Annotated in this window: 22 protein-coding genes; 13 read left to right on the top strand and 9 right to left on the bottom strand. The window is 41.7% G+C overall.

What is annotated here, in order from left to right; translation table 11 throughout:
• The first annotated feature begins 92 nt into the window (after positions 1-92).
• On the top strand, positions 93-1,364 hold the full coding sequence (glyA, locus tag ABIN91_RS23700; protein WP_348054112.1) for a serine hydroxymethyltransferase: 1,272 nt from the start codon (positions 93-95) through the stop codon (positions 1,362-1,364).
• A gap of 14 nt (positions 1,365-1,378) precedes the next feature.
• Positions 1,379-3,772, top strand: a complete 2,394-nt coding sequence (locus ABIN91_RS23695) for a PAS domain S-box protein (RefSeq protein WP_348054111.1) — start codon at positions 1,379-1,381, stop codon at positions 3,770-3,772.
• Between the two features lie 96 nt (positions 3,773-3,868).
• Here ABIN91_RS23695 and ABIN91_RS23690 read toward each other — a convergent pair whose 3' ends face one another.
• The 9 genes from ABIN91_RS23690 to rlmN form a co-directional block, all read right to left on the bottom strand.
• Positions 3,869-4,573 carry a phosphoribosyltransferase family protein gene (locus tag ABIN91_RS23690; RefSeq protein ID WP_348054109.1) on the bottom strand — a complete coding sequence of 235 codons (705 nt, stop codon included), beginning with the start codon at positions 4,571-4,573 and terminating at the stop codon, positions 3,869-3,871.
• A gap of 162 nt (positions 4,574-4,735) precedes the next feature.
• Complete coding sequence (locus ABIN91_RS23685; RefSeq protein ID WP_348054107.1) at positions 4,736-5,377, bottom strand: SCO family protein; 642 nt, start codon at positions 5,375-5,377, stop codon at positions 4,736-4,738.
• Positions 5,378-5,381: 4 nt separating this feature from the next.
• Complete coding sequence (locus ABIN91_RS23680) at positions 5,382-5,954, bottom strand: toxin-antitoxin system YwqK family antitoxin (RefSeq protein ID WP_348054105.1); 573 nt, start codon at positions 5,952-5,954, stop codon at positions 5,382-5,384.
• On the bottom strand, positions 5,926-6,711 hold the full coding sequence (locus tag ABIN91_RS23675) for a YHYH protein (RefSeq protein WP_348054103.1): 786 nt from the start codon (positions 6,709-6,711) through the stop codon (positions 5,926-5,928). The genes ABIN91_RS23680 and ABIN91_RS23675 overlap by 29 nt, the downstream gene beginning before the upstream one ends.
• Before the next feature lie 92 nt (positions 6,712-6,803).
• Complete coding sequence (locus tag ABIN91_RS23670; RefSeq protein WP_348054102.1) at positions 6,804-7,562, bottom strand: hypothetical protein; 759 nt, start codon at positions 7,560-7,562, stop codon at positions 6,804-6,806.
• 3 nt (positions 7,563-7,565) lie between these two features.
• A complete protein-coding gene (locus tag ABIN91_RS23665; RefSeq protein ID WP_348054100.1) occupies positions 7,566-7,886 on the bottom strand; it encodes a hypothetical protein in 321 nt (106 codons plus the stop codon).
• On the bottom strand, positions 7,883-8,449 hold the full coding sequence (locus ABIN91_RS23660; RefSeq protein ID WP_348054099.1) for an RNA polymerase sigma factor: 567 nt from the start codon (positions 8,447-8,449) through the stop codon (positions 7,883-7,885). Before ABIN91_RS23660 ends, ABIN91_RS23665 begins: the two co-directional genes overlap by 4 nt.
• A gap of 534 nt (positions 8,450-8,983) precedes the next feature.
• The gene (locus ABIN91_RS23655) at positions 8,984-9,187 is read right to left on the bottom strand and encodes a hypothetical protein (RefSeq protein ID WP_348054098.1); all 204 of its coding nucleotides are present in this window, start codon (positions 9,185-9,187) and stop codon (positions 8,984-8,986) included.
• A 73-nt stretch (positions 9,188-9,260) separates the two neighbouring features.
• Positions 9,261-10,313, bottom strand: coding sequence for a 23S rRNA (adenine(2503)-C(2))-methyltransferase RlmN (rlmN, locus tag ABIN91_RS23650; RefSeq protein WP_348054097.1), 1,053 nt, complete (start codon positions 10,311-10,313; stop codon positions 9,261-9,263).
• A gap of 145 nt (positions 10,314-10,458) precedes the next feature.
• Between rlmN and ABIN91_RS23645 the strand changes: the two genes are divergently transcribed.
• The 11 genes from ABIN91_RS23645 (at position 10,459) to ABIN91_RS23595 (ending at position 21,601) form a co-directional block, all read left to right on the top strand.
• Positions 10,459-11,637, top strand: a complete 1,179-nt coding sequence (locus tag ABIN91_RS23645; protein WP_348054096.1) for an amidohydrolase family protein — start codon at positions 10,459-10,461, stop codon at positions 11,635-11,637.
• 62 nt (positions 11,638-11,699) lie between these two features.
• Positions 11,700-11,996 carry an acylphosphatase gene (locus ABIN91_RS23640; RefSeq protein WP_348054094.1) on the top strand — a complete coding sequence of 99 codons (297 nt, stop codon included), beginning with the start codon at positions 11,700-11,702 and terminating at the stop codon, positions 11,994-11,996.
• A gap of 24 nt (positions 11,997-12,020) precedes the next feature.
• The gene (locus ABIN91_RS23635; protein ID WP_348054093.1) at positions 12,021-13,508 is read left to right on the top strand and encodes an oligosaccharide flippase family protein; all 1,488 of its coding nucleotides are present in this window, start codon (positions 12,021-12,023) and stop codon (positions 13,506-13,508) included.
• Positions 13,505-13,936, top strand: coding sequence for a dUTP diphosphatase (dut, locus tag ABIN91_RS23630; RefSeq protein WP_348054091.1), 432 nt, complete (start codon positions 13,505-13,507; stop codon positions 13,934-13,936). Before ABIN91_RS23635 ends, dut begins: the two co-directional genes overlap by 4 nt.
• A 7-nt stretch (positions 13,937-13,943) precedes the next feature.
• Positions 13,944-15,686 carry a tetratricopeptide repeat protein gene (locus ABIN91_RS23625; RefSeq protein ID WP_348054090.1) on the top strand — a complete coding sequence of 581 codons (1,743 nt, stop codon included), beginning with the start codon at positions 13,944-13,946 and terminating at the stop codon, positions 15,684-15,686.
• Complete coding sequence (locus tag ABIN91_RS23620) at positions 15,664-16,551, top strand: DUF4292 domain-containing protein (protein WP_348054089.1); 888 nt, start codon at positions 15,664-15,666, stop codon at positions 16,549-16,551. The genes ABIN91_RS23625 and ABIN91_RS23620 overlap by 23 nt, the downstream gene beginning before the upstream one ends.
• Before the next feature lie 40 nt (positions 16,552-16,591).
• Complete coding sequence (locus ABIN91_RS23615) at positions 16,592-17,866, top strand: peptidoglycan DD-metalloendopeptidase family protein (RefSeq protein ID WP_348054088.1); 1,275 nt, start codon at positions 16,592-16,594, stop codon at positions 17,864-17,866.
• Between the two features lie 58 nt (positions 17,867-17,924).
• Positions 17,925-18,368: a twin-arginine translocase TatA/TatE family subunit gene (locus ABIN91_RS23610; RefSeq protein WP_348054087.1), complete on the top strand. Its 444-nt coding sequence runs from the start codon at positions 17,925-17,927 to the stop codon at positions 18,366-18,368.
• Between the two features lie 11 nt (positions 18,369-18,379).
• Positions 18,380-18,562, top strand: a complete 183-nt coding sequence (locus ABIN91_RS23605) for a twin-arginine translocase TatA/TatE family subunit (protein ID WP_348054086.1) — start codon at positions 18,380-18,382, stop codon at positions 18,560-18,562.
• 105 nt (positions 18,563-18,667) lie between these two features.
• Positions 18,668-20,101 (top strand): Asp-tRNA(Asn)/Glu-tRNA(Gln) amidotransferase subunit GatA, encoded by a 1,434-nt coding sequence (gene gatA, locus ABIN91_RS23600; RefSeq protein WP_348054085.1) that lies wholly within the window; start codon positions 18,668-18,670, stop codon positions 20,099-20,101.
• Positions 20,102-20,158: 57 nt separating this feature from the next.
• Entirely contained in the window at positions 20,159-21,601 is a 1,443-nt protein-coding gene (locus tag ABIN91_RS23595) for a LysM peptidoglycan-binding domain-containing protein (protein WP_348054084.1), read from the top strand.
• The last annotated feature ends 61 nt before the right edge of the window (positions 21,602-21,662 follow it).

Genomic DNA, 21,662 nt, shown 5'->3' with positions numbered 1-21,662 from the left:
TCAAAAAAGTGTAAAACTTACCCCGAATTTCCACCCCAAATATCCCAAACCAAATAAAATTTGGTTACCTTTGCCGCATAATTCAACCCCCAATGAAAAGAGACAAACTTATTTTTGAATTACTTGAAGAAGAGTTACAACGCCAGGAAGAAGGTTTGGAACTTATCGCGTCAGAAAACTTTGTAAGCAAACAGGTTATGGAAGCCGCCGGTTCGGTAGCAACCAATAAATACGCCGAAGGCCTACCCGGTAAACGCTATTACGGCGGTTGCCAAATAGTTGATGAGATAGAAACCATTGCCATTGAGCGCGCCAAACAACTATTCAATGCCGCGTGGGCAAACGTTCAGCCACACTCTGGTGCTCAGGCTAACGCGGCCGTTATGCTGGCTTGCTTAAACCCTGGCGATAAAATTTTAGGTTTTGATCTGTCGCATGGTGGTCACTTAACACACGGTTCTCCGGTAAATTTCTCCGGTAAATTATATAAGCCATTCTTTTACGGCGTAGTAAAAGAAACTGGTTTGATAGATTACGATGCCCTGCGCGCTGTAGCCTTAAAAGAAAAACCAAAAATGATCATTTGTGGTGCATCAGCATACTCACGTGATTGGGATTACGAATTTATTCGCAAAGTGGCCGACGAAGTTGGCGCTTTGGTTTTAGCCGATATATCACACCCGGCTGGTTTAATAGCCCGTGGTTTATTGACAGATCCGCTTCCGCATTGCCATATTGTTACTACAACAACACATAAAACCCTGCGCGGCCCGCGTGGTGGAATGATCATGCTGGGCAAAGATTTTGAAAATCCATGGGGACTAAAAACTCCAAAAGGCGAAATCAGAATGATGTCGGCATTGTTAGATTCTGCCGTGTTCCCTGGCACACAAGGTGGCCCTTTAGAACACATCATCGCTGCAAAAGCCATCGCCTTTGGCGAAGCTTTAAGCGATAGCTACATGAAATACGTTGTACAGGTTAAAAAGAATGCCACAGCCATGGCCGAAGCATTTATTAAACTGGGATACAACATCGTTTCGGGCGGAACAGATAACCACTTGATCCTTTTAGATCTGCGTAACAAAAACATCTCTGGTAAAGATGCCGAGAATGCTTTAGTTAAGGCTGATATCACCGTGAACAAAAACATGGTTCCGTTTGATGATAAGTCGCCGTTTGTAACTTCGGGTATCCGTGTAGGTACCGCGGCGGTTACCACCCGTGGTTTCAAGGAAAAAGAAATGGAAAAAATTGTGGAATTGATAGATTCTGTATTGAAATCGCCAGATAGCGAACCTAATATCAAAAAAATACGTAAAAAAGTTAACGAATTAACGGCGAAGTTTCCGTTATATGATTAACTTTAGTACCTATAATGGTTTTAGATCGCAATCCTATTTCTGATAATGAGGTTGAGCGCATTGCTGCGCTCGAATCTTATCAGGTATTGGATACTCTTCCCGAGAAGGATTACGATGCCATTACCAGGTTAGCCTCCTATATTTGTGAAGCCCCAATAGCGTTGATCTCTCTGGTCGATACCGATCGTCAGTGGTTCAAATCAAAGGTGGGCTTCCAGGTAAACGAAACTCCGCGCACCGATGCATTTTGCCGTTATACCATCTTGGGTGATGAGATAATGGAAGTGCCCGATGCTTTGCTTAACGAGCGTTTTGTAGATAATGTACTGGTAACCGGCGAACCTAACATCCGCTTTTACGCCGGCGCGCCGCTGATTGATAACGATGGACATCATTTAGGTTCATTATGTGTTATCGATAGCATCCCGCGCAAACTTACTTTTGAGCAGCGCGATGCCTTAACCACGCTTTCGCGCGAGGTGATATCGCACTTAACCCTGCGCAAGCAAAAAAGGGAACTCGAAGAAACCTTAAAACTTCATAACGAGTTTTATAACCTGTTCAATAACTCTCCCGAGATCCACTGTATCATGGATCGGGATACTAATATTGAGCTCATAAACGATTCGGTTACCCGGATACTGGGTTTTACCCCCAAAGAGTCCATTGGTCATCCCATCTGGTACTTTTTCCCCGCCGGAGATCGCGAACGCGTGTTGCATGTTGTTGAAGAAGGGTTAAAGAGCCATAAAAAAGCGTATGATCTGGAAACCCGTATTGTAACCAAAAGCGGCGAGATCAAATGGGTAAGCTGGTCGGTAATTGCCAAAGACGAAAGATGGTACGCCAGCGGGCGCGATATTACGGATCAAAAACAAATGCTTGCCGATCTGGAGCAACTATCTTTAGTAGCCAGCAAAGTGAGCAATGGTGTGGTAATCAGCAATGCCGATAACAAGGTGATGTGGATAAACGAAGCCTTTGAAAAAATTACCGGCTATAGCATTGACGATGTTCATGATAATCACCTGGGCGATGTTTTGCGCGGCGAGTTAACAGATATCAGCATCATCTCAAAATCACGTGAGCTTTCAAAGGCCAAACAATCTTTCGAGGTCGATCTGTTGATCTATCGCAAAGACGGACAACCACTTTGGATCTCCGTCATCAACTCCATCATTTTAGATGCCAATGGTAACATCGATAAATATGTAGAAGTTATCATCGATATCACCGCCAAAAAGAAAGCCGAACTGGAGCTTATCGCCACCAAAGAAGAAGCTCTGCAACTTAACAGGGCAAAAGATATGTTCATCTCTGTAATGAGCCACGAGATCCGTACCCCATTGAACGCGGTTATCGGCATTTCCCATTTGCTCATGGATGATAATCCTAACCCATCTCAAAAGGAAAACCTAAGTATCCTCAAGTTTTCGGCCGAGAATTTAATGACGCTGATCAACGATGTACTCGATTTTACCAAGGTAGAAACAGGCAACATAGAACTCGAAAAGATAAACGTAGATATACGCGAGTTAGTGAACAGTGTGGTAAATTCCATGCAGTTTAAAGCTCAGGCCAAAGGCATTTATCTTAAAACAAAGATCGATGAAAGCTTGCCGCAATTCATCAAAGGCGATAAAACCCGCATCTGTCAGATCTTGTTAAACCTGGTGGGCAACTCGCTTAAATTTACCCAAGAGGGCGGCATTGTGATCGATCTGAAAGTAATTGAGCAAACCAACAAAGAGGTTCGCATTCGTTTCGAAGTATCAGATACAGGTATAGGTATTGCTGCCGATAAAATAAATACCGTATTCGAGTCGTTTAAACAAGCCGATGCCAACATTACCCGTTTATACGGCGGTACAGGTTTAGGTTTGGCAATTACCAAACGTTTGGTTGAACTGCACGATTCACGCATCAACGTAGAAAGCGTATATGGCCAAAGTTCAAAATTTTGGTTCAGCATAACCTTTGATAAAGGTGAAATTATATTAAACAAAAGTGTTAACGAAGTAAGAATAGGTTTGAAATTGAACGTTTTAGTAGTAGACGATAATCATATCAACAGATTGCTGATTGATAAGGTTTTAAAGAAATGGGATGTCAATGCCGAATTTGCCGAAGACGGTGAACAGGCCCTCGCCAAAATTGAAGCCAACCCTAATTACGATGTGGTATTAATGGACATCCACATGCCAATAATGGGCGGCCTGGAAGCCACTAAAATACTCCGCTCAAGGCCCGATGCCTATTCGCAGCAGCTACCCATCATAGCCCTAACAGCATCAATGCTCAACGATCAGATGGATATGATAGCCGAAGCAGGCATGAACGACTACATGCTCAAACCATTCGATCCAAAAACACTGTACGATAAGATCAGCAAATTCTCGAAGGAGTAGTTTAGCGAGTTGTGAATGGTGAGTAGTTATTGTTAAGAGGTGTTTTGCCTTAATTCACAAGTTTCCGCTCACTATTCACCTTTAACCATTCGCAACCTATTCGGCATATGCGATAGCACCTACGCTCAAAGTTAAGCCGGGTATCTCAAGTAGCACCAAACCACAAGCCTCTAAAGTTGATCCGGTAGTAATAATATCATCAACCAACAGCACATGTTTGCCCGCTAGTCTTTCGGGATACAATACACCAAACACGTCCTTCATATTCTCATATCGCGAAAATCTCGATTTTTTAGTCTGCGTATCCGTATGCTTTAAGCGGATCAAATTACCCAATTCAACATCGGCGTTCATCTTAACAGCCAGCCCTTCGGCAAACTGAGCACTCTGATTATAACCCCGCTGTTTTAGCTTCCGCGGATGCAAAGGCACCGGGATAATATAATCGATATTCTTAAACCGGTCTGTAATAGACAATTGTTTCCCCGCAATTTCGCCCAGTCGGTTACCAATACGTGGCATATTCTTATATTTAAATTGGTGCATCATATTCTGCACCTTGCCGCCCTTGCTAAAATAAAGCAGCACGTAAACGTTTTGTAACTCAATACGCCCCCAAAGCTGCCTTGCCACCACATTATCCGGTTGTTGATGAAAGTTGGTATAAGGCATATCATACACACAATTCATACAAATCACGTCTTCCCCACTCACCAAACTACCACCACAAGCCTGGCATAATTCCGGGAATATCAAAGCAATAAAATCGTGCAGGTAAGTACTAACCCTATTCATCAGCATGAAAGTAGCAGATTGAATTAAGATAAAGAAGAGATTAGAATATTTATTATAAAAGGGATGTCATTTCGAAAGAGCCTGCCTGCCGGCAGGCAGGGAACGAGAGAGAAATCTTCTGAAAGATTCACCGCAAGCAATAATCATTCATCATAATGCACCAATCAATTAATCCGCCTCCCGCTCCAGCAACTTAATGTGCCGTACCAAATTATCAACCTCAAAATCAATCGTCCCATTATACACCCCACGAATATGGCGGTGTTTATCAACCAGAATAAAGTTTTCGGTATGCAAAAACTCAGAAGCGTCTTTGTTGTACCCAATGGCATTATCGGCAAAATAGCCCTTGCGGGCAATGTCATATATCTGCTTTTTATCACCCGTAAGCAGATGCCAGTTCGGGTTTTTGATGCCCTTAACTTCGGCATATTTCTTAAGCACCATCGCGTTATCCAGCTCCGGTGTAACCGAGTGCGAAAGCATCATCACATTCCGGTCTTTTGAAAAAGCCTTTGCAACCTTACCCATATTGGTGGTCATTTTAGGGCAAATACTGCCGCAACGGGTGAAAAAGAAATCGACTACATAGATTTTATTCTCCACCGTCATGTCCGATACATTGTTCCCATCCTGATCGGTAAAACTAAACGCCGGTATGGTGTGCAGATTTTGGTAGGCATCCGTATTTTTGTTTAGCCAGATAGGTGTAAAATCGGGTGTGTCAAAATAAGGCAAAGTCGCCTGCTCTGTCTTTTTAGGGCTGCAAGCCGATAATAATACCATCAAAAATAGAATACCCTTTTTCATGATGTTAACCTTTAATATCATTCACACATAACTTTTGCCCAAACAGGCCAAATTTTTCACCGTTAACTATCACATAATTGGCCCTTATTTTGCCATCTTCCCACCACATTTTCTGGCTCCCGGCCTCATGCCCTGCAGCATAGTGAAATACCCGGGAAACTTTCCCGTTATTAAACCATTCCCTTACTTCGCCTTCATATTCATCGTTCACAAAATGATACTCAAACTGTATTTTGCCGTTGGGCCACCAACCTTTATGGAGGCCTTGTTTCCAGCCATTCACAAAAAAGCGTTCCTGTGCCAGTTGTTTATTGGGATGCCACCAGCGGGTTAAGCCATCTTCTTTACCATTTTTGTAACATATCGTTTTAGCCGTATCCCCATTATCATATAACTCATAAGTTTTTCCGGTAAACGGCACACCTTTTAAATATAAAAATCCCAGTTTCTGTTTAAGGCGGATATCGCTCATCACCACACGCCCCATACTCACCGGACTATTTTTACAAGCCGGCAGCATAGACACTAACAGTAGCAACAGAATTATCTTATTGAGATATTGTTCCCGGTGTGCCATAAAATCCATTCCCGTTAATGTAAGGATCAGCAGAGGTAATATGGTAATGATAAATTCCGGATGGATAGTCAGCAGTAACCCCGGTATGCCCATGATAAACATCAAGATCGGCATTGGCAATGGTTTTGCCATTTTCCAACGGCCCATAAACCGGAAACCCATCTAACAAAAAGCCTATCAACGCGTCCTTGCCTTTTTTAGTAGTTAGATAATAAGGCTCGGCATGGTAATGATAAACGCCACTTTGCTGCGGGTGGCCACCATATTGATCAAAACCATTCACCTCGTTGGTCAGTGGCGCACGCATAGCAGCATATTGGTTAAAAATAGCTATGCCATTCACTGCCACCCCCATCGAGCCTAAAGGCGTTGATACATGTGTACTCGCCACAGCCGGGTGCAAAGGTATTTTGTAAGTGGCATCATTTTCGGCAATGGTATTTGGGTTTTGGCTCCATTGCGAATTGGTGCCGTTATAAGCCTCATACATGGTTGATGCCCATTTGGTGTTTTGATAATAAGGTGTTTTATGGTCTGGCAGGTTTTTTGCCTTGATCACTACATAATCGCCTTCAATATAAATATCAGTGGCTCCATAAATCTTTTTGTAAACATCGGGAACACTGGCGCCAACATTAGTGGTTACCGTTACCGAATTATCGGTAGAAGAATCATTCGAAGCGTTCTTTTTGCATGCGCAAATAATAACCAGCAGCAACACTATGCTGCCGGTTGGTTGGAATAGTTTAATTTTCATTGCATTAGGGGCAAGAGGGTTATATACAACATTAGATGTCATCAAAAAACAATTTCTTCGGGTAAACTGAAATTATTTTTTACTGGCCTGATTTATTGCGGTGGCCTGCCGTCAGGCGGTGGCCCGTTTGGTGGCCCATTGGGTGGGCCTCCTCCCGGTGGCGAGCCGTATGGTGGCCGTCCATCAGGTCTTGGTGGTCTGCCATCTGGCGGAGGTGGGCGATGGCCATCTTTATCCACAGGTGGCGGTGGCATGCCTTCGGGTGGTGGTCCAAAATGCCTCCTGTGTCTGTCTCGTCCTGGTGGCATTCTGTCACCCGGAGTTGGGTTTCGCATCTCGTTCTTACCATCTCTTGCCGTTGGCATACCATCACCATGCGGAGGTCCGGGCCGTCCCATCATTTGCAACACATCGCTTATAATTCCGTCAAATTTACCTTGTTGTACAGGTGTTAAAATTGCACGTACTTCTCTAAAATGATACAGCGTAGCTTTTTCAATTTGCGATTGATTATCGCTTATATGTTTAGCTATCGCGTTGATCAGCACTGTATCGGCTTTTGGCTTTTTAATGTTATCAAATAAGCTATCCCGCAAAACATGGTTCTCGCCGTCAAGTTTATTTACAATTTGCCTGTGCTTATAACGTAAGGTGTCAAACAAGATCGTTTGCTTAGGTGTAAAGGCCAAACTGTATATCAAAATATCTTTAGGTTCCATTATTGGTTGCTGTTGAACATCACGGTGGTATCCAAACCCCGGATGTTTGTGGAACCACATAATGGCCAGTACCACACTGTTCACAACAAGCAGCGTAAGTACAATGGCCAGCCAAAATTTGTAATTTTTCATCGCTTAATAATTGTATTGACTACCGCTTAAATGATACTCCGAAGCAAACGCCTGGGCCGGAGTAGTTTTTTGCTGTACACTTTGTGGTTTTTGGCTGTTGCCCGATAAAAAATAATAGCTCCCCACGTTCAAACCGATAAACAACAGCAAAGCTGCCGACAAGCGCGATAACATTTTTATCCGCGCCACTTGCTCACAACTGCCCATCTGCATCCTGTTCTGTATCTTGCCAAACAAAAAGTTGTTAGCTTCAACAGGCTGTATCCCGTTAAGGGTGTTTAAAGTTTCATCAACCAGTTCCTCTATGTTTTTTTGTGCTTTCATTCTGTGTAATAATTGATCAGTGATTTTTTTAAATTAGCCTTAGCCCTTGTTAAAAGCGATTCTACCGCACCCTCGTTTATTTGCATGATCTCCGCAATTTTCTGCTGACTGCAATCCTGTGTTTTCTGCAGCAAAAAAGCCGTTTTTTGTTTATCAGGCAGTTTATTTATCGCTTCAAAAAGTATCGCTGCCTTCTCCTTATTCTCTGTAATAATACCCGGATGGTCATTATGCCCGGCCTGGTGCAGCAACTCATTATTGCTGCCAAACAAACTGGTAATTACAGCCCATCGTTTTTTCCGGTTCCTACTCCGTATAAAATCAAGGCTCTCGTTCACGCTTATCCTATAGATCCAGGTACTCAGTTTCGATTGCTGTTTAAAGCCACTCACAGTTTCAAAAACCCGGATAAACACATTCTGGGTTACGTCTTCGGCATCATCCCGGTTTTGGATAAAACCCAATACAGTATTAAACACCATATTTTTATAGGTATCAACCAAAAGCCTGAAAGCCTTTTCATTACCAATAAGTAAATCGTGTAAAAGTTGTTCGTCCGTCAATCTGTAAATTTGATCACACTAATTTGACGAGAATAAAATCAACTTCCTTCGGGTAGGAAGAAATAAATTTTTGAAAGACAATAGTTGTGTGTATTGAAATTATTTCAGAAGTGTCTTCAGATCAGATGTAGTTATAATTATCTCTGATTTTTTGGCCGATAGTCCATTCAATAATACTTTATCTCCTGTCCAAAGGTTTGTGCTAAGTTCAATCGCCAATGCTACAAATGGGGTATCGTCCTCATCAACATCTTTAGTTAACTCATATGCTTTTATCCACGATTGCTCACTGATTAATTCTTCTGAAACAAAAAGTAATATTCGAGAATATCAGTGCTTTTATGTTCTCTAAATCAGATAGATTTAGCTTTGTATAAGATGCTATTTTTGATGAGTACCTTTTTAGTTCTTCTTTTAAAAGCTCAGGAGCGAAGAATGTAATCCGGTCTTGAACATTCATTAAGATCTCGCCAATTGTGGAACTCGGATTTAGCAGGGTGCTAAATACAATGTTAGTATCAATAACTAACTTCACTATTTAATAAAACGTGTCTTATTTTCAGCCCACCAGCGTTTTTTAGATTCGTCAGCCAATTCATTCGCTTGCTCTTCGTTAGCTTCGCTCTTTAGGATGGTTTCTTTGTATTTAAGATAATCGACAATGCGCTGCAATCCGGCGATATCGATATCAACCGGCAATCGGAATATGATCTCTTTATTTGTTCTTTCAATCACCATATCTCAAAAATAAAGAATTTATTTAACAAAAACCATGCGAAATCTTTCGGACTTCCCATCTTCCAGACTAACTTTAAACCTTCTCTTTTTCCTTAATAGCCAACTGCCCACAAGCGGCATCAATATCCTTACCACGGCTGCGACGTACATTGGTAGTAATACCTTGTCTGCGCAAATAATCAGCGAAAGCCTCAATTTTATCTACAGTGGCATTGGTATAGCTGGCGAAAGATATGGGGTTATATTCAATAATGTTAACCTTGCAGGGCAGGTGCTTGCAAAACGCGGCTAACTCAACGGCATCCTGTATCTCGTCATTAAAGTCGTTAAATACAATGTATTCGTAGGTTACCGGGTTTTTGGTTTTAGCGTAGTAGTATTTAAGAGCTTCGGCTAAGGCTTTTAATGTGTTTTGTTCATTAATAGGCATTATTTCGTTACGCTTTTTGTCGTTAGCGGCATGTAATGATAGGGCCAGGTTAAACTTAACTTCATCGTCACCCAGTTTTTTTATCATTTTGGCTATTCCAGCGGTAGATACCGTGATCCGCTTTGCCGCCATGTTTAAACCATCATCCGCAGTAATGCGCTCTATCGATTTTAAAACATTAGCGTAATTAAGCAAGGGCTCGCCCATGCCCATGTACACAATATTTGTTAAATGGTGGTCATAGTTTTGGCGGGCCTGTTGGTCTATCAAAACAACCTGATCGTAAATTTCATCCGGATTGAGGTTGCGTTTACGCTCCATATAGCCTGTAGCACAAAATTTACAGGTCAAACTACAACCCACTTGTGATGATACACAGGCCGTCATCCGGTCGTCCATCGGAATTAATACACCTTCAATCAGGTGTCCATCGTGCAAAACAAAAGAATTTTTTATAGTTTTATCCGCGCTGAACTGCGAAGTATTTACTTTTACATTATTTATTGTAAATTGGTCTTCAAGTTTTTGGCGGAGTTCTTTAGAAAGATTGCTCATTTCATTAAAAGAAAAGCAGGATTTTTTCCAAAGCCATTCGTAAACCTGTTTTGCTCTGAAACTTTTTTCCCCTAATTGTAGAAAGTGTTTCTGTAACGTTTCCAGATTTAAGCTACGGATATCAATCTTGTTTTCTTGCATTGTAGTGCAAAGTTAACTATTTTTAAAAATCTATCTTTTTGCGACTAATGTTTTTATTGAAATAAGTCAAAACATTACTTTGAGTTAATAGTATTACCTTAAAGTAGTTGTGTGATTTGTAAAATGAGGCATTGATTTACTGTTAATGAAAAAATTTATAGCCGATTACGTTTTTCCTGTTAATGCCGATCCGATAAAAAATGGAATAATAACAGTAGATGATGCTGGAAAAATCATAGCCGTTGACGACGGACTATCAAAACCTGATCATAATTCAATTAAAATAGAAAAACTGGAGGGCGTAATTTGTCCCGGTTTTGTAAATGCCCACTGCCATGTGGAGCTATCACACTTAAAAAATAAAATTGCGCCCAAAACCGGGTTAGTTAGTTTTATTAAAGAAGTTCAGGGCCAACGCAATGGTACACAGGCAGATGCTATACTGGCTGCCGCGCAGGCCGCCGACGATGAAATGTACACAAATGGAATTGTTGCCGTTGGCGATATTTCAAATTCATCAGTCAGTATCGGTATCAAAAATAAAAGTAAAATATACTATCATACCTTTATCGAAGTGTTTGGTTTTGTTCCCGATAAGGCGCACGAGATCTATAACAATGCTTTGGCTTTACGCGACGAATTCAAAGCGCTCCCAACATCAATAACGCCGCATGCCCCATACTCGGTAAGTAAAGATTTATTTAAGTACATCAACAAACTATCCAACGAGCGGCCCAATATCATCAGCATCCACAACCAGGAGAGCGCCGAAGAAAATAAACTGTTTCGCTACAAAATGGGCGATTTTGTTGATCTGTACAATTTTTTTAAGATCGATATCTCCTTCTTTCGCCCGCAGGCACGCAACTCTATCCAAACCATGGTGCCTCTGCTAAACAATAAACACAATATATTGCTGGTGCATAATACATTCACCAACTTAAAAGATATCTACTTTGTTAAACGCTTTGATCGAAAAATAAACTGGTGTTTTTGCCCTAAGGCTAATTTGTATATCGAAGATCAGCTACCTAAGATCGATCTGTTTCTCGGTCACGGCTTCAACATTACCATTGGCACCGATAGCCTGGCATCAAACAACAAACTTTGCATCTTAAGCGAGATGCTCACCATTCAGCAAAACTTCAGTAGTTTGAGCTTTGAGCAGATATTGCCCTGGGCAACCTTAAATGGCGCCAAATTTTTAGGCATTGATAAAGACAAAGGAAGCATCGAAGTTGGTAAAACACCCGGCTTGAATTTAATAACCGGGTTGGATGGCTTAAAGATCACTCCTCAAACTAAGGTTAGGCGTTTAATTTAAATAAGCTTATTATCTACAAAACATAACTAAGCTTATATTTGTACCAACAGATATAGGCTTTTATGGCAATCAAACATTTAAATATAACAGTCCAGGGAAAAGTACAGGATGTATCCTACCGTTTTTCAACCAAAGCCGTGGCCGATCAGTTGGGCGTTAGAGGCATAATTAGCAACCAACCCGATGGCGGCGTTTACATAGAAGCCGAAGCCGACGATTGGAATATGCAATTATTTCTGGATTGGTGCAACGAGGGCCCCCAAGGCGCCGTAGTAAATTCGCTCGAAAGCCATGAGGCGGAGATCAAAAACTATCGTAATTTTGAGATCGTAAAAAAGAGCCCGGTAAAGGCATCTTAAAACTAATTACTTAGCAATAATACATTGTCTACAGCTAAAAAATTTGCCGGGCAAACGGCCATATATGGTTTAAGTACTATAGTACAGCGTTTGTTAAGCTCTATACTTACCCCACTCTATACTTCGGCTTACGCTCCAAAGGTGTACAGTATTTTCAGTACCATGTACAGTTATGCCTCCTTGCTTAATGCATTCCTGTCATTTGGTATGGAGACTACTTTTTTCAGGTATCTCAATAAATATCCCGATAATAAAAGGCAGGTTTACAATAATGGTTTCTGGGTAATATTCGTGGTATCGGTATTTTTCATGCTGCTTACTATACCATTTACGCATGTTATTGCAAGCTTTATAACCATTGGTAACAATACCTCACAACAGCAGTTTTTATTATTCATTAAACTGTTTATCGGTATTTTGGTTGTTGATGCCTGGTGTGTTATCCCTTTTGCCAAGCTACGTGCCGATGATCGCCCTATAAAATACGGAGTAATTAAACTCATCAATATCCTGGTAACAGTAACCCTTAACTTCATTCTTATTTTTGGCATACCGTATTGGATAGAGCATCAACTATTTGCCTGGCAATGGTTCAAAGGCTGGTATATTGAGGGCTGGGTAGCTTATGCATTTATATCAAATTTGGTAGCCAGCATTGTTACTTTATTGATATTGTTACCAGAGCTACTTAAGTTACAACTAAGGTTTGATAGCGTTATGTTTAAAGATATGCTTATCTATAGCTGGCCAATGCTTATCGCTAACCTGTCGTACATCGTGAACGAAAACTTCGACAAACTTTTACTCGGTAAACTCCTGCCAGCTAATATAAGCGAGCACGAGGTGGGGGTATATTCGGCATGTGCAAGGCTTTCCATATTTCTCAGTCTTTTTATTCAGGCCTTCCGTATGGGTGCCGAGCCTTTCTTTTTTAGCCACGCTAAAAATAAAAACGCCGCCAATACCTACGCCCGCATTATGGATTATTTTGTAATTACCATGTGCTTAATGTTTGTTGGCGTAATAGCAAATATTCAAATATTGAAATACTATGTAAGTAATCGTTCATACTGGGTTGGTTTAAACGTGGTACCGCCGCTGCTTTTAGGTTATGTATGTCTGGGTATTTACACTAACTTATCCGTTTGGTATAAACTATCCGATCAAACCCGATACGCTTTATACATATCCGGAATAGGCGCTGTGGCAACTATTGTGCTTAATGTAATTTTTATTCCGCAATACAGTTATATGGCTTCGGCATGGATTTCGTTTTCAGCATATTTTATTATGATGATCTTATCCTACATCTGGGGACAAAAAAATTACCCCATCCCGTATAATATTAAAAAGAATTTAGCCTATATTATCGCTTCAATTGTGATCGTATTTTTATCATTCACTGTTTTTAACCGGAATATTTTTGCAGGCAATGCGCTTTTGCTATTATTTGCGTTAATAACATTCTATGCCGAACGCAAAGAACTCATGTTGATCTTAAAAAAGAAATGAACATCCGCATCATCAACAAATCAAAAAATGCCCTGCCGGCTTACGAAACAGCCCATGCCGCAGGTATGGACCTGCGTGCCGAATTGGAAGCGACCATACACTTGCAACCTATGGAACGCAAACTGATACCCACTGGTTTGCACATTGAGTTACCCGTAGGTTACGAAGCCCAAATCCGCCCGCGCTCTGGCTTGGCTTATAAACATGGCATCAGCATCGTAAATTCACCCGGAACTATTGATGCCGATTATCGTGGCGAGATCAAAGTTTTACTGGTGAACCTATCAACCGAACCGTTTGAGATCAATACTGGCGATCGCATAGCCCAAATGGTAGTAGCCAAACACGAGCAAGTGAACTGGACCGAAGCCGAAGAATTAACCGATACATCACGCGGGCACGGCGGTTACGGCCACACCGGAGTTTAATCAACAGATGAAAAAAAGGCTTGCCATATTTCTTTTAGTATCGCCATTTATGATGGGGCTTGCCTGTGCGCAGGATAATAAACCAGCCGACAAAAAATTTGTACTCGTGGCTTCAAAACCCATGACGTATGCCGATAGTGTTGCCGTAAAACAATTGTTCTTTTCGGCCTTACGCGAAAAAACAATTGGTAGCTATGCATCGGCAACCGAACTGTTCAACAAGATATTACAAATAGACCCATCAAACGATGCCACTCTGTATGAGTTGGGTAAAATAAAACGTGTCCAAAACGACAACCAGGCCGCGCAGGGCCTGTTTGAAAAAGCCGTTACCGTTAGCCGGGATAATAAATACTATTGGATGGCCCTGGCCGAATCTTACGAAAAAAGCAACGACCTGCCTAAACTGGAAAGCGTTTTTAACGAATTGATCCGTCTTGATCCCGATAACCCCGAATACCAGTTTGACAAGGCCAACGCTTATTACATCCAAAAAAGATACGATGAAGCCCTCGCCATCTACAAGCAGATGGAACAAAACATTGGCTTAAATGATGACTTGGTATTAGCCCGTCAAAAAATATATATCAAGCAAGGTAAAATAGGCCCCGCCGCTGCCGGACTGGAAGATATGATCAAGGCTAACCCAAATCAGATCCGCTATTATTTAATGTTGAGCGAAATTTATAACTCCAACAATTTAAATGATAAGGCGCTCAAAATTTTAGAACGCGCTCAAAAAGTTGATCCCAATAATGGTTATATCCATTTGGCTTTAGCCGATATCTACAAAGATAAAAAGGATTACGTAGGCAGCTTTAACCAGCTTAAACTGGCCTTTGCCCAAAACGATCTGAGTGTTGAGCAGGAACTAACCATTATTATGGGATATCTGCCCAAATTTCCCGATCCTAATGCCAAAGCCAGTGCCCTGGAGTTGAGCCGAATTATTACAGTAACCCATCCAACCAATTCAAAGGCTTACGCTGTTTTAGGCGATATGCTGATGCAAAACGATTTAAGCAAAGATGCTAAGGCGGCTTACAAAAAATCGCTCCAGTTAGATGATCAGGTTTATGTAGCCTGGGAACAACTGGTTCGGATCGAGCTGAGTGATAACAGCATAGACGAAGCCATTAAAGATGGACAGGAAGCACTGTCAATTTTCCCTAACCAGGCCTGGATGAATTATCTGGTAGGAGTGGCCCTGGTTCAAAAGAAAAATTATACCAAAGCTTTAAGCTATATCAGTAATGTGCCATCGCTCGAAACTCAGGATAAATCACTTTTATCGCAGGCATACTCGGCAACAGGCGATTGCTATCATGGGATGAAGGATAATAAAAAATCGGACGAGGCTTACGAAAAATCAATAGAGTACAACCCTGATAACGCTTACACGCTTAACAATTACGCATACTATTTAAGCATACGCAACGAGCAATTGGAAAAGGCCGCGCAAATGTCAAAACACTCAAACGATATTCAACCCAATACGGCATCGTTTGAGGATACTTATGCCTGGATCCTTTTCAAACAAAAAAAATACACCGACGCTAAGATCTGGATAGAAAAGGCTATAGCCAACGATAAAGATAAAAGCGCCGTTCAAATTGAACATTACGGCGATATTTTGTTCTACTTAGGTGATGCCAACGCCGCCGTACTCAACTGGACCAAAGCCAAACAAATGGGGGGCAATGCCAGCGTTTTAGACCGTAAAATAAATGAAAAGAAATACATTGAATAAACTTATAGCCGTATTATGCCTGCTGGCATTATTTAGCTGTAAGTCGCGAAAGCACTTAATGGTTGATCGTAAACCCGATACGGCCAATGCTAAAGATTCTGTCGTGCTAAAAAATCCGGTGGTTACAGGCACCACATCAGTTGCGGCTTCAACGGCTGTAGTTAAACCTTCTGTAATAACTAAAACGCCTTTAGATAGTTATAAATTGGATAAGCTGAGGGCTATCCGTTTAAAGCAGGTTGATTTTGTTACGTTTTCCGGAAAGGCCCAGGCTAAATTGAGTATCGATGGCAGCAGCCATGATGTTACGTTTAACATTCGTATCAAAAAAAACCAGCAAATATGGGTTTCCATTACCGCGGTTTTAGGTGTTGAGGTAGCACGCGCGCTCATCACGCCTGATAGCATTAAAGTGATGAACAGGTTAGAGAGTACGTATCTCAAAAAACCTTTCAGCTTTGTTTATCAATATACCAGCAAGCAGGTCAATTACCAAACGCTGGAAGCATTATTGATCGGTAATGCAGTTCCTAATTTATTGAAAGACGATACCAGTGTAAAACCGGATAACGGAAATATTGTAATTAACGGCGAACTGCAACAACTGGTTTATCAGCTAAACATTGGTGCCGATTTACGGGTGAGCCGCACAGCCATGTCAAATGGAGCCGCGCAGCAATCCTTACAGGTGGATAATTCCGCTTTTATACAAGCCGGTACTAAGGTTATCCCCTCTAAGATCAATATCGATTCAAGAGCCGGGGCTAAAAGTATTCAGGCCGAGCTGCATTATACCAAAGCAGATTTTGACCAGAATTTAACTTATCCGTTTTCGGTTCCTACCCGGTTCGGCATTGTAAAGTAAGTGGTATATAAAAAGGTGAAAAATTGCTAAGTTTGCCCCAATGAAGTTTTTTAGATCGGTTATCATTTTATTAGTGTTTGTTTTGTTGGGAACGGTAAAAGGTTTCGCGCAAAGCAGTTCCGAACTTAAAAGGCAACGTGAGCAGCTAAACCAGCAGCTCGAAAAGCTAAATGCCGATCTGGAACAAACCACCAAAAGCAAAAAGTTCACCATCAAGCAACTGGAAGCTATTAAGGCCCAGATCTCCCTGCGCGAAGAAAAGATCAAAAACATCAGCTCAAGCATTCGCGCTTTAGATAACCAGATTACCGATAATACCAACACGGTACATAGCTTGCAATCGCAATTACAGCAGCTCAAAAAAGAGTATGCCGCTATGGTGCTCTTCGCATTCCATAATAAAAGCGCGTATAATAAATTGATGTTCGTTTTTATAGCTAAAGATTTTAACCAGGCGTACAAGCGCTTAAGATACATGCAACAAATAGGATCGTACCGTGAGCGCCAGGCAGCATATATTACGGGTACTCAAAAGGTGCTTGGCCAAAAAATTGTTGAGCTTGATAAAAACAAGCAAGAGAAAAGCGGTCTGTTAAAAGATCAGGAAACTGAAAAGCAAACCTTAGGTAAAGAGAAAGATAACCAGGCCAAAGTAGTTCAGGATCTGTCAAAGCACCAAAAAGAAGTTAAGCAGGAGCAAGCCATTACTCAGCGCAAATTATCTAAAATTAATAACGCCTACGCATCAGCGGTACGCAGGGAGTTGGAAGCTTTAAGGCGTAAAGAGGAGGAAGAGGCCCGCGCCGAAGCCGCCCGTGCCAAAGCTGCAAACGCACCTGCCCCGGTTCGCAAAAAGGTATCATCATCTTCATCAGAAGCGTTGAGTGCTACCCCCGAAGCTGCCAAACTATCAAGCGACTTTTTAGGCAACCGCGGCCGTTTGCCCTGGCCGGTTTCAAACGGTATAGTAACACACGGTTACGGTACTTACTACCTCAATGGTATTAAAGACGAAAACAAAGGTATTAACATTAAAACCAATGCAAATGCCAGTGTAAGAGCAGTATTTGAGGGCGATGTACTGCTGGTGCAGGATATTGAAGGTGCATATATGGTAATAGTACGCCATGGTGCTTATTTAACGGTGTATTCCAACTTAAAATCGGTAAGTGTATCAAAGGGGCAAAAGGTTTCAACAAAACAATCTATCGGCGTGGCAGCTACAGATTCGGCCAGCGGCGATACCGAAATTGGTTTTGAGGTTCACAAAGGGTTTGATGATATGAACCCCGCATCGTGGTTGGCTCCAAATTAAAAATAAACCTTATCACCCGCAAATTGTCTTATCTTTGTAGTCTGTAAAGAATCCGGATATGTTAAGTTCAGTTTTTTTGTTTTTTAGTTTCAGCGGAAGCGAGATCATGCTCATTCTGTTTGTCGCCCTTATTTTATTTGGAGGCGATAAGTTCCCTGAAATTGCACGTGGCCTGGGTAAAGGCATCCGCGAGTTTAAAGATATGAGCGACGGCGTAAAGCGCGAGATCCATTCGCAGATCAATAATTATGATGCCGAGCCAAAACGTACCGATACAACACCGGCGGCACCAATTACAGAAACACAGCCCGAAGAGCAGGTTTACGATCATACTGCAGATTTTCACGAAAATCATGACATATCAATAGTATCGCACGAAGAACATAACACTACACCTACACCTGATCCAACCGCTCCCCAGGAATCTGCCGCTGAAAAACCAACACTACCCAAACCTGATTTGAGCCAACCACCCAATACCATATCGCACCAATCTTATTAAAAAATTAATCAATGATACAGTCAACACTTTTGTTTATGAGTGCACCCGATATTGCAATAATTGTAGTATTGGCATTATTCCTTTTTGGTGGTAAAAAAATACCCGAATTCGCACGTGGTTTAGGTAAAGGAATTAAAGAATTTAAAGATGCACAGGCAGGCGTAGAGCCAACTGACACTGAAAAGAAAGCCTAAATTTCAAACTAAATATACTTAATCCAGTATGTTTGTCGATATTTAAACTTGTTGTACGCGGTTTAATAGCCAGTGTGCAATAAGTTTTTTATTTTCGCCCCTAATATGACGAAACTCTACACCACTTTGTCTGCCATTCAAGCCGATATCCAACAAGGCGCAACCAGCGTTGTTGAATTGGTTGAAATGTATTTACATAACATTAAAACTCACGAACACTTAAACGCGTTTAACGAAGTTTTTGGCGACGAGGCTTTGGAACAGGCCCATACTATTGACCATAAAATAAAGCAAGGCACCGCCGGGAGGCTTGCCGGCATGGTGCTCAGCATAAAAGACAACATTTGTTACAAAGGCCACCAGGTAACAGCCTCGTCAAAAATACTGGATGGTTTTGTCTCTATATTTTCGTCAACCGTTGTTGAGCGTTTGCTTGCGCAGGATGCAATTATTATTGGCCGTTGCAACAGCGATGAGTTTGCCATGGGGGGCGCTAACGAAACATCATACTTTGGCCCGGTAAAAAACTTTGCCGATAATACCCGTGTTCCGGGTGGTTCATCGGGTGGTTGCGCGGTTGCTGTACAAGCGGGCATGTGCCATGCTGCTATCGGTACCGATACCGGTGGTTCTATCAGGCAGCCAGCCGCGTTTTGCGGTAGTGTAGGGTTAAAACCAACTTATGGCCGTGTTTCGCGTTATGGTTTGATAGCCTATGCTTCGTCGTTTGATCAGGCGGGGCCTTTTGCCAATTCGGTGGAAGACGCGGCACTACTTTTAGAGATCATAGCCGGGGCCGACGAACGGGATGCTACCGCTGCCGATGTGCCCGTACCTGCGTATTCGCAAGATCTGCAAACCACAGGCAAAAAACGTATCGCCTACATTACCGAAACATTGGAAAGTGATGGGGTTGATCCCGAAATTAAAACCTTACAACGCTTATACATCGATAAACTAAAGCAGGATGGCCACGTTGTTGAGCCCGTATCGTTCGATCTGATGGAATATGTGGTGCCAACCTATTATATCTTAACTACAGCCGAAGCCTCGTCTAACCTGGCCCGTTTTGATGGTGTACACTACGGTTACCGTAGCCGCAACGCTACCGATCTGGAATCAACCTATAAAAAATCACGTTCCGAAGGTTTTGGTAAAGAAGTTAAACGCCGCATTATGCTGGGTACATTTGTATTGAGCGCAGGTTATTACGATGCTTACTATGCAAAAGCGCAAAGAGTTAGGCGCATGATACGCGATAAAACGAACGAAATACTACAGAATTACGATTTTATCCTGATACCAACATCACCAACACCGGCATTTCCATTGGGCGAAAAAATTACAGATCCTACGGTGCGTTATCTTGCCGATATCTTTACGGTGCAGGCTTCTTTGGCCGGAATTCCGGCAATTTCTTTACCGGTAGGCAATAATAGCGCCGGACTCCCGTTAGGATTACAGTTATTAACCAAATCTTTCGCGGAAGCACAGCTTCTCCAGTTCTCAAAATATTTTTTGGAACTATCTAAAAATTAGTATCTTAGTGAAGTTAAGTTAAAGTGCGGCTTGAATGCCGAAAAAAAAATGTAAAGCATGAAGAAAATTTCGACTTGTATCATCTGTATCCTCCTGATCCATTTTGCAAAAGCCGATTCGCTACACAGCAACAAAAAAAACAAAGCCACTTTTGGCAAAATCATTACCAGCACATCTGCTAATACCCAAGCCCCCGGCGATACTGTCAACGCTTTTGTTCCCGCTGTGGCGGATAACATTTTGGCATCATATCAAAACATGATCTACAAACACCGTTTAGATTCTGTTCAAAAGGATGTTCAGTTAGATTATAACCAATATGTACAAAGCTACATTGATATTTACACCGCACCGGGCCGTAAAGAATCAATAGCCCGTATTTTAGGCTTAACCAAATACTACTTCCCAATTTACGAAAAAGCTTTCAGGGATGCAGGCATCCCCGAAGAGATCAAATATTTATCAATAGTTGAATCAGCTCTTGATCCTAATGCTGTATCGCGAGTAGGCGCAACTGGTCCGTGGCAATTCATGTTCGCAACAGCTAAATTGTATGGATTAAATATGGATAATTACGTTGATGAGCGTAAAGACCCAATACAAGCCAGCTACGCAGCGGCGGCATACATTAAAGATGCCTATCAGGATTTTGGCGATTGGTTGGTAGCCATAGCATCATACAATTGCGGTAAAGGAAACATTACCCGCGCTATCCAAAAAGCCGGAGCAAGCGATTTTTGGTCCATCAGGCCATATTTACCTGCCGAAACCCGCAATTATGTACCAGCATATATTGCTGTTGCTTACGTAATGAACTATTACGCCAAGCACAATATTATGCCGTCTCAGTGCGATATGGCTGTTAAAACCGATACCATTCAAGTGAATAAATATGTGGGTTTATCTGATATATCAAGAGTTTTGAATGTTGATATGCGCCAGATATGTATGTTGAATCCGCAATACAAAAGGCAAATTATTAATGGTAGTGATGCCGCGCCTAAGCGTTTAGTTATCCCGCAAATAGATAAAACCCGTTTTGCTTTATTGTACGAAACACTGAACAGCCAGCCAAAAGCAGCAAACCAGTTTGAGGCCGTTACCGCGAGCTATAACGAACCATCATCATTTGTAAAACGTAAAGAGCGTGCTTTGCCAACATTCCACACCGTTAAGAGAGGCGAAACATTAACCTCAATAGCAGATAAGTTTGGATGCGAAGTGCAGGATATTAAAGTATGGAACAACCTGCGTAGCCTGAAAGCAATCCCCGGTGCCGAATTAAGGATTGCCGCGCCATCATCATCATCCGATGATAAATATAGCTCATCTAAAACTAAAGATGTAAAATCGGTAATGACTTATAAAGTTAAATCAGGAGATACCTTATCTCAAATTGCCGAAAAATTTGATAACTCGGTTGAGGATATCAAATCATTGAATGGTTTGAAAAAAGGTATCATTCAACCCGGTATGGTACTGAAAATTAACCGCGGATAAGCATAATAACATCCCTTTATATTTAAAAACGGCTCTGAAAACCTCAGAGCCGTTTTTATTT

This window comes from Mucilaginibacter sp., assembly GCF_039921305.1.
Taxonomy (GTDB): Bacteria; Bacteroidota; Bacteroidia; order Sphingobacteriales; family Sphingobacteriaceae; genus Mucilaginibacter.
The sequence above is the reverse complement of the archived record's forward strand: the minus strand, read 5'-3'. Positions and strand labels throughout refer to the sequence as shown.

Bases quoted from the DNA above. Each gene is read 5' to 3' on its own strand.
- glyA (WP_348054112.1), top strand. From the start codon at position 93: ATGAAAAGAGACAAACTTATTTTTGAATTACTTGAAGAAGAGTTACAA.
- ABIN91_RS23655 (WP_348054098.1), bottom strand. From the start codon at position 9,187: ATGGTGATTGAAAGAACAAATAAAGAGATCATATTCCGATTGCCGGTT.
- ABIN91_RS23695 (WP_348054111.1), top strand. From the start codon at position 1,379: ATGGTTTTAGATCGCAATCCTATTTCTGATAATGAGGTTGAGCGCATT.
- dut (WP_348054091.1), top strand. From the start codon at position 13,505: ATGAACATCCGCATCATCAACAAATCAAAAAATGCCCTGCCGGCTTAC.
- gatA (WP_348054085.1), top strand. From the start codon at position 18,668: ATGACGAAACTCTACACCACTTTGTCTGCCATTCAAGCCGATATCCAA.
- ABIN91_RS23615 (WP_348054088.1), top strand. From the start codon at position 16,592: ATGAAGTTTTTTAGATCGGTTATCATTTTATTAGTGTTTGTTTTGTTG.
- rlmN (WP_348054097.1), bottom strand. From the start codon at position 10,313: ATGCAAGAAAACAAGATTGATATCCGTAGCTTAAATCTGGAAACGTTA.
- ABIN91_RS23605 (WP_348054086.1), top strand. From the start codon at position 18,380: ATGATACAGTCAACACTTTTGTTTATGAGTGCACCCGATATTGCAATA.
- ABIN91_RS23685 (WP_348054107.1), bottom strand. From the start codon at position 5,377: ATGAAAAAGGGTATTCTATTTTTGATGGTATTATTATCGGCTTGCAGC.
- ABIN91_RS23680 (WP_348054105.1), bottom strand. From the start codon at position 5,954: ATGGCACACCGGGAACAATATCTCAATAAGATAATTCTGTTGCTACTG.
- ABIN91_RS23645 (WP_348054096.1), top strand. From the start codon at position 10,459: ATGAAAAAATTTATAGCCGATTACGTTTTTCCTGTTAATGCCGATCCG.
- ABIN91_RS23595 (WP_348054084.1), top strand. From the start codon at position 20,159: ATGAAGAAAATTTCGACTTGTATCATCTGTATCCTCCTGATCCATTTT.
- ABIN91_RS23610 (WP_348054087.1), top strand. From the start codon at position 17,925: ATGTTAAGTTCAGTTTTTTTGTTTTTTAGTTTCAGCGGAAGCGAGATC.
- ABIN91_RS23640 (WP_348054094.1), top strand. From the start codon at position 11,700: ATGGCAATCAAACATTTAAATATAACAGTCCAGGGAAAAGTACAGGAT.
- ABIN91_RS23675 (WP_348054103.1), bottom strand. From the start codon at position 6,711: ATGAAAATTAAACTATTCCAACCAACCGGCAGCATAGTGTTGCTGCTG.
- ABIN91_RS23670 (WP_348054102.1), bottom strand. From the start codon at position 7,562: ATGAAAAATTACAAATTTTGGCTGGCCATTGTACTTACGCTGCTTGTT.
- ABIN91_RS23620 (WP_348054089.1), top strand. From the start codon at position 15,664: ATGAAAAGAAATACATTGAATAAACTTATAGCCGTATTATGCCTGCTG.
- ABIN91_RS23690 (WP_348054109.1), bottom strand. From the start codon at position 4,573: ATGCTGATGAATAGGGTTAGTACTTACCTGCACGATTTTATTGCTTTG.
- ABIN91_RS23625 (WP_348054090.1), top strand. From the start codon at position 13,944: ATGAAAAAAAGGCTTGCCATATTTCTTTTAGTATCGCCATTTATGATG.
- ABIN91_RS23665 (WP_348054100.1), bottom strand. From the start codon at position 7,886: ATGAAAGCACAAAAAAACATAGAGGAACTGGTTGATGAAACTTTAAAC.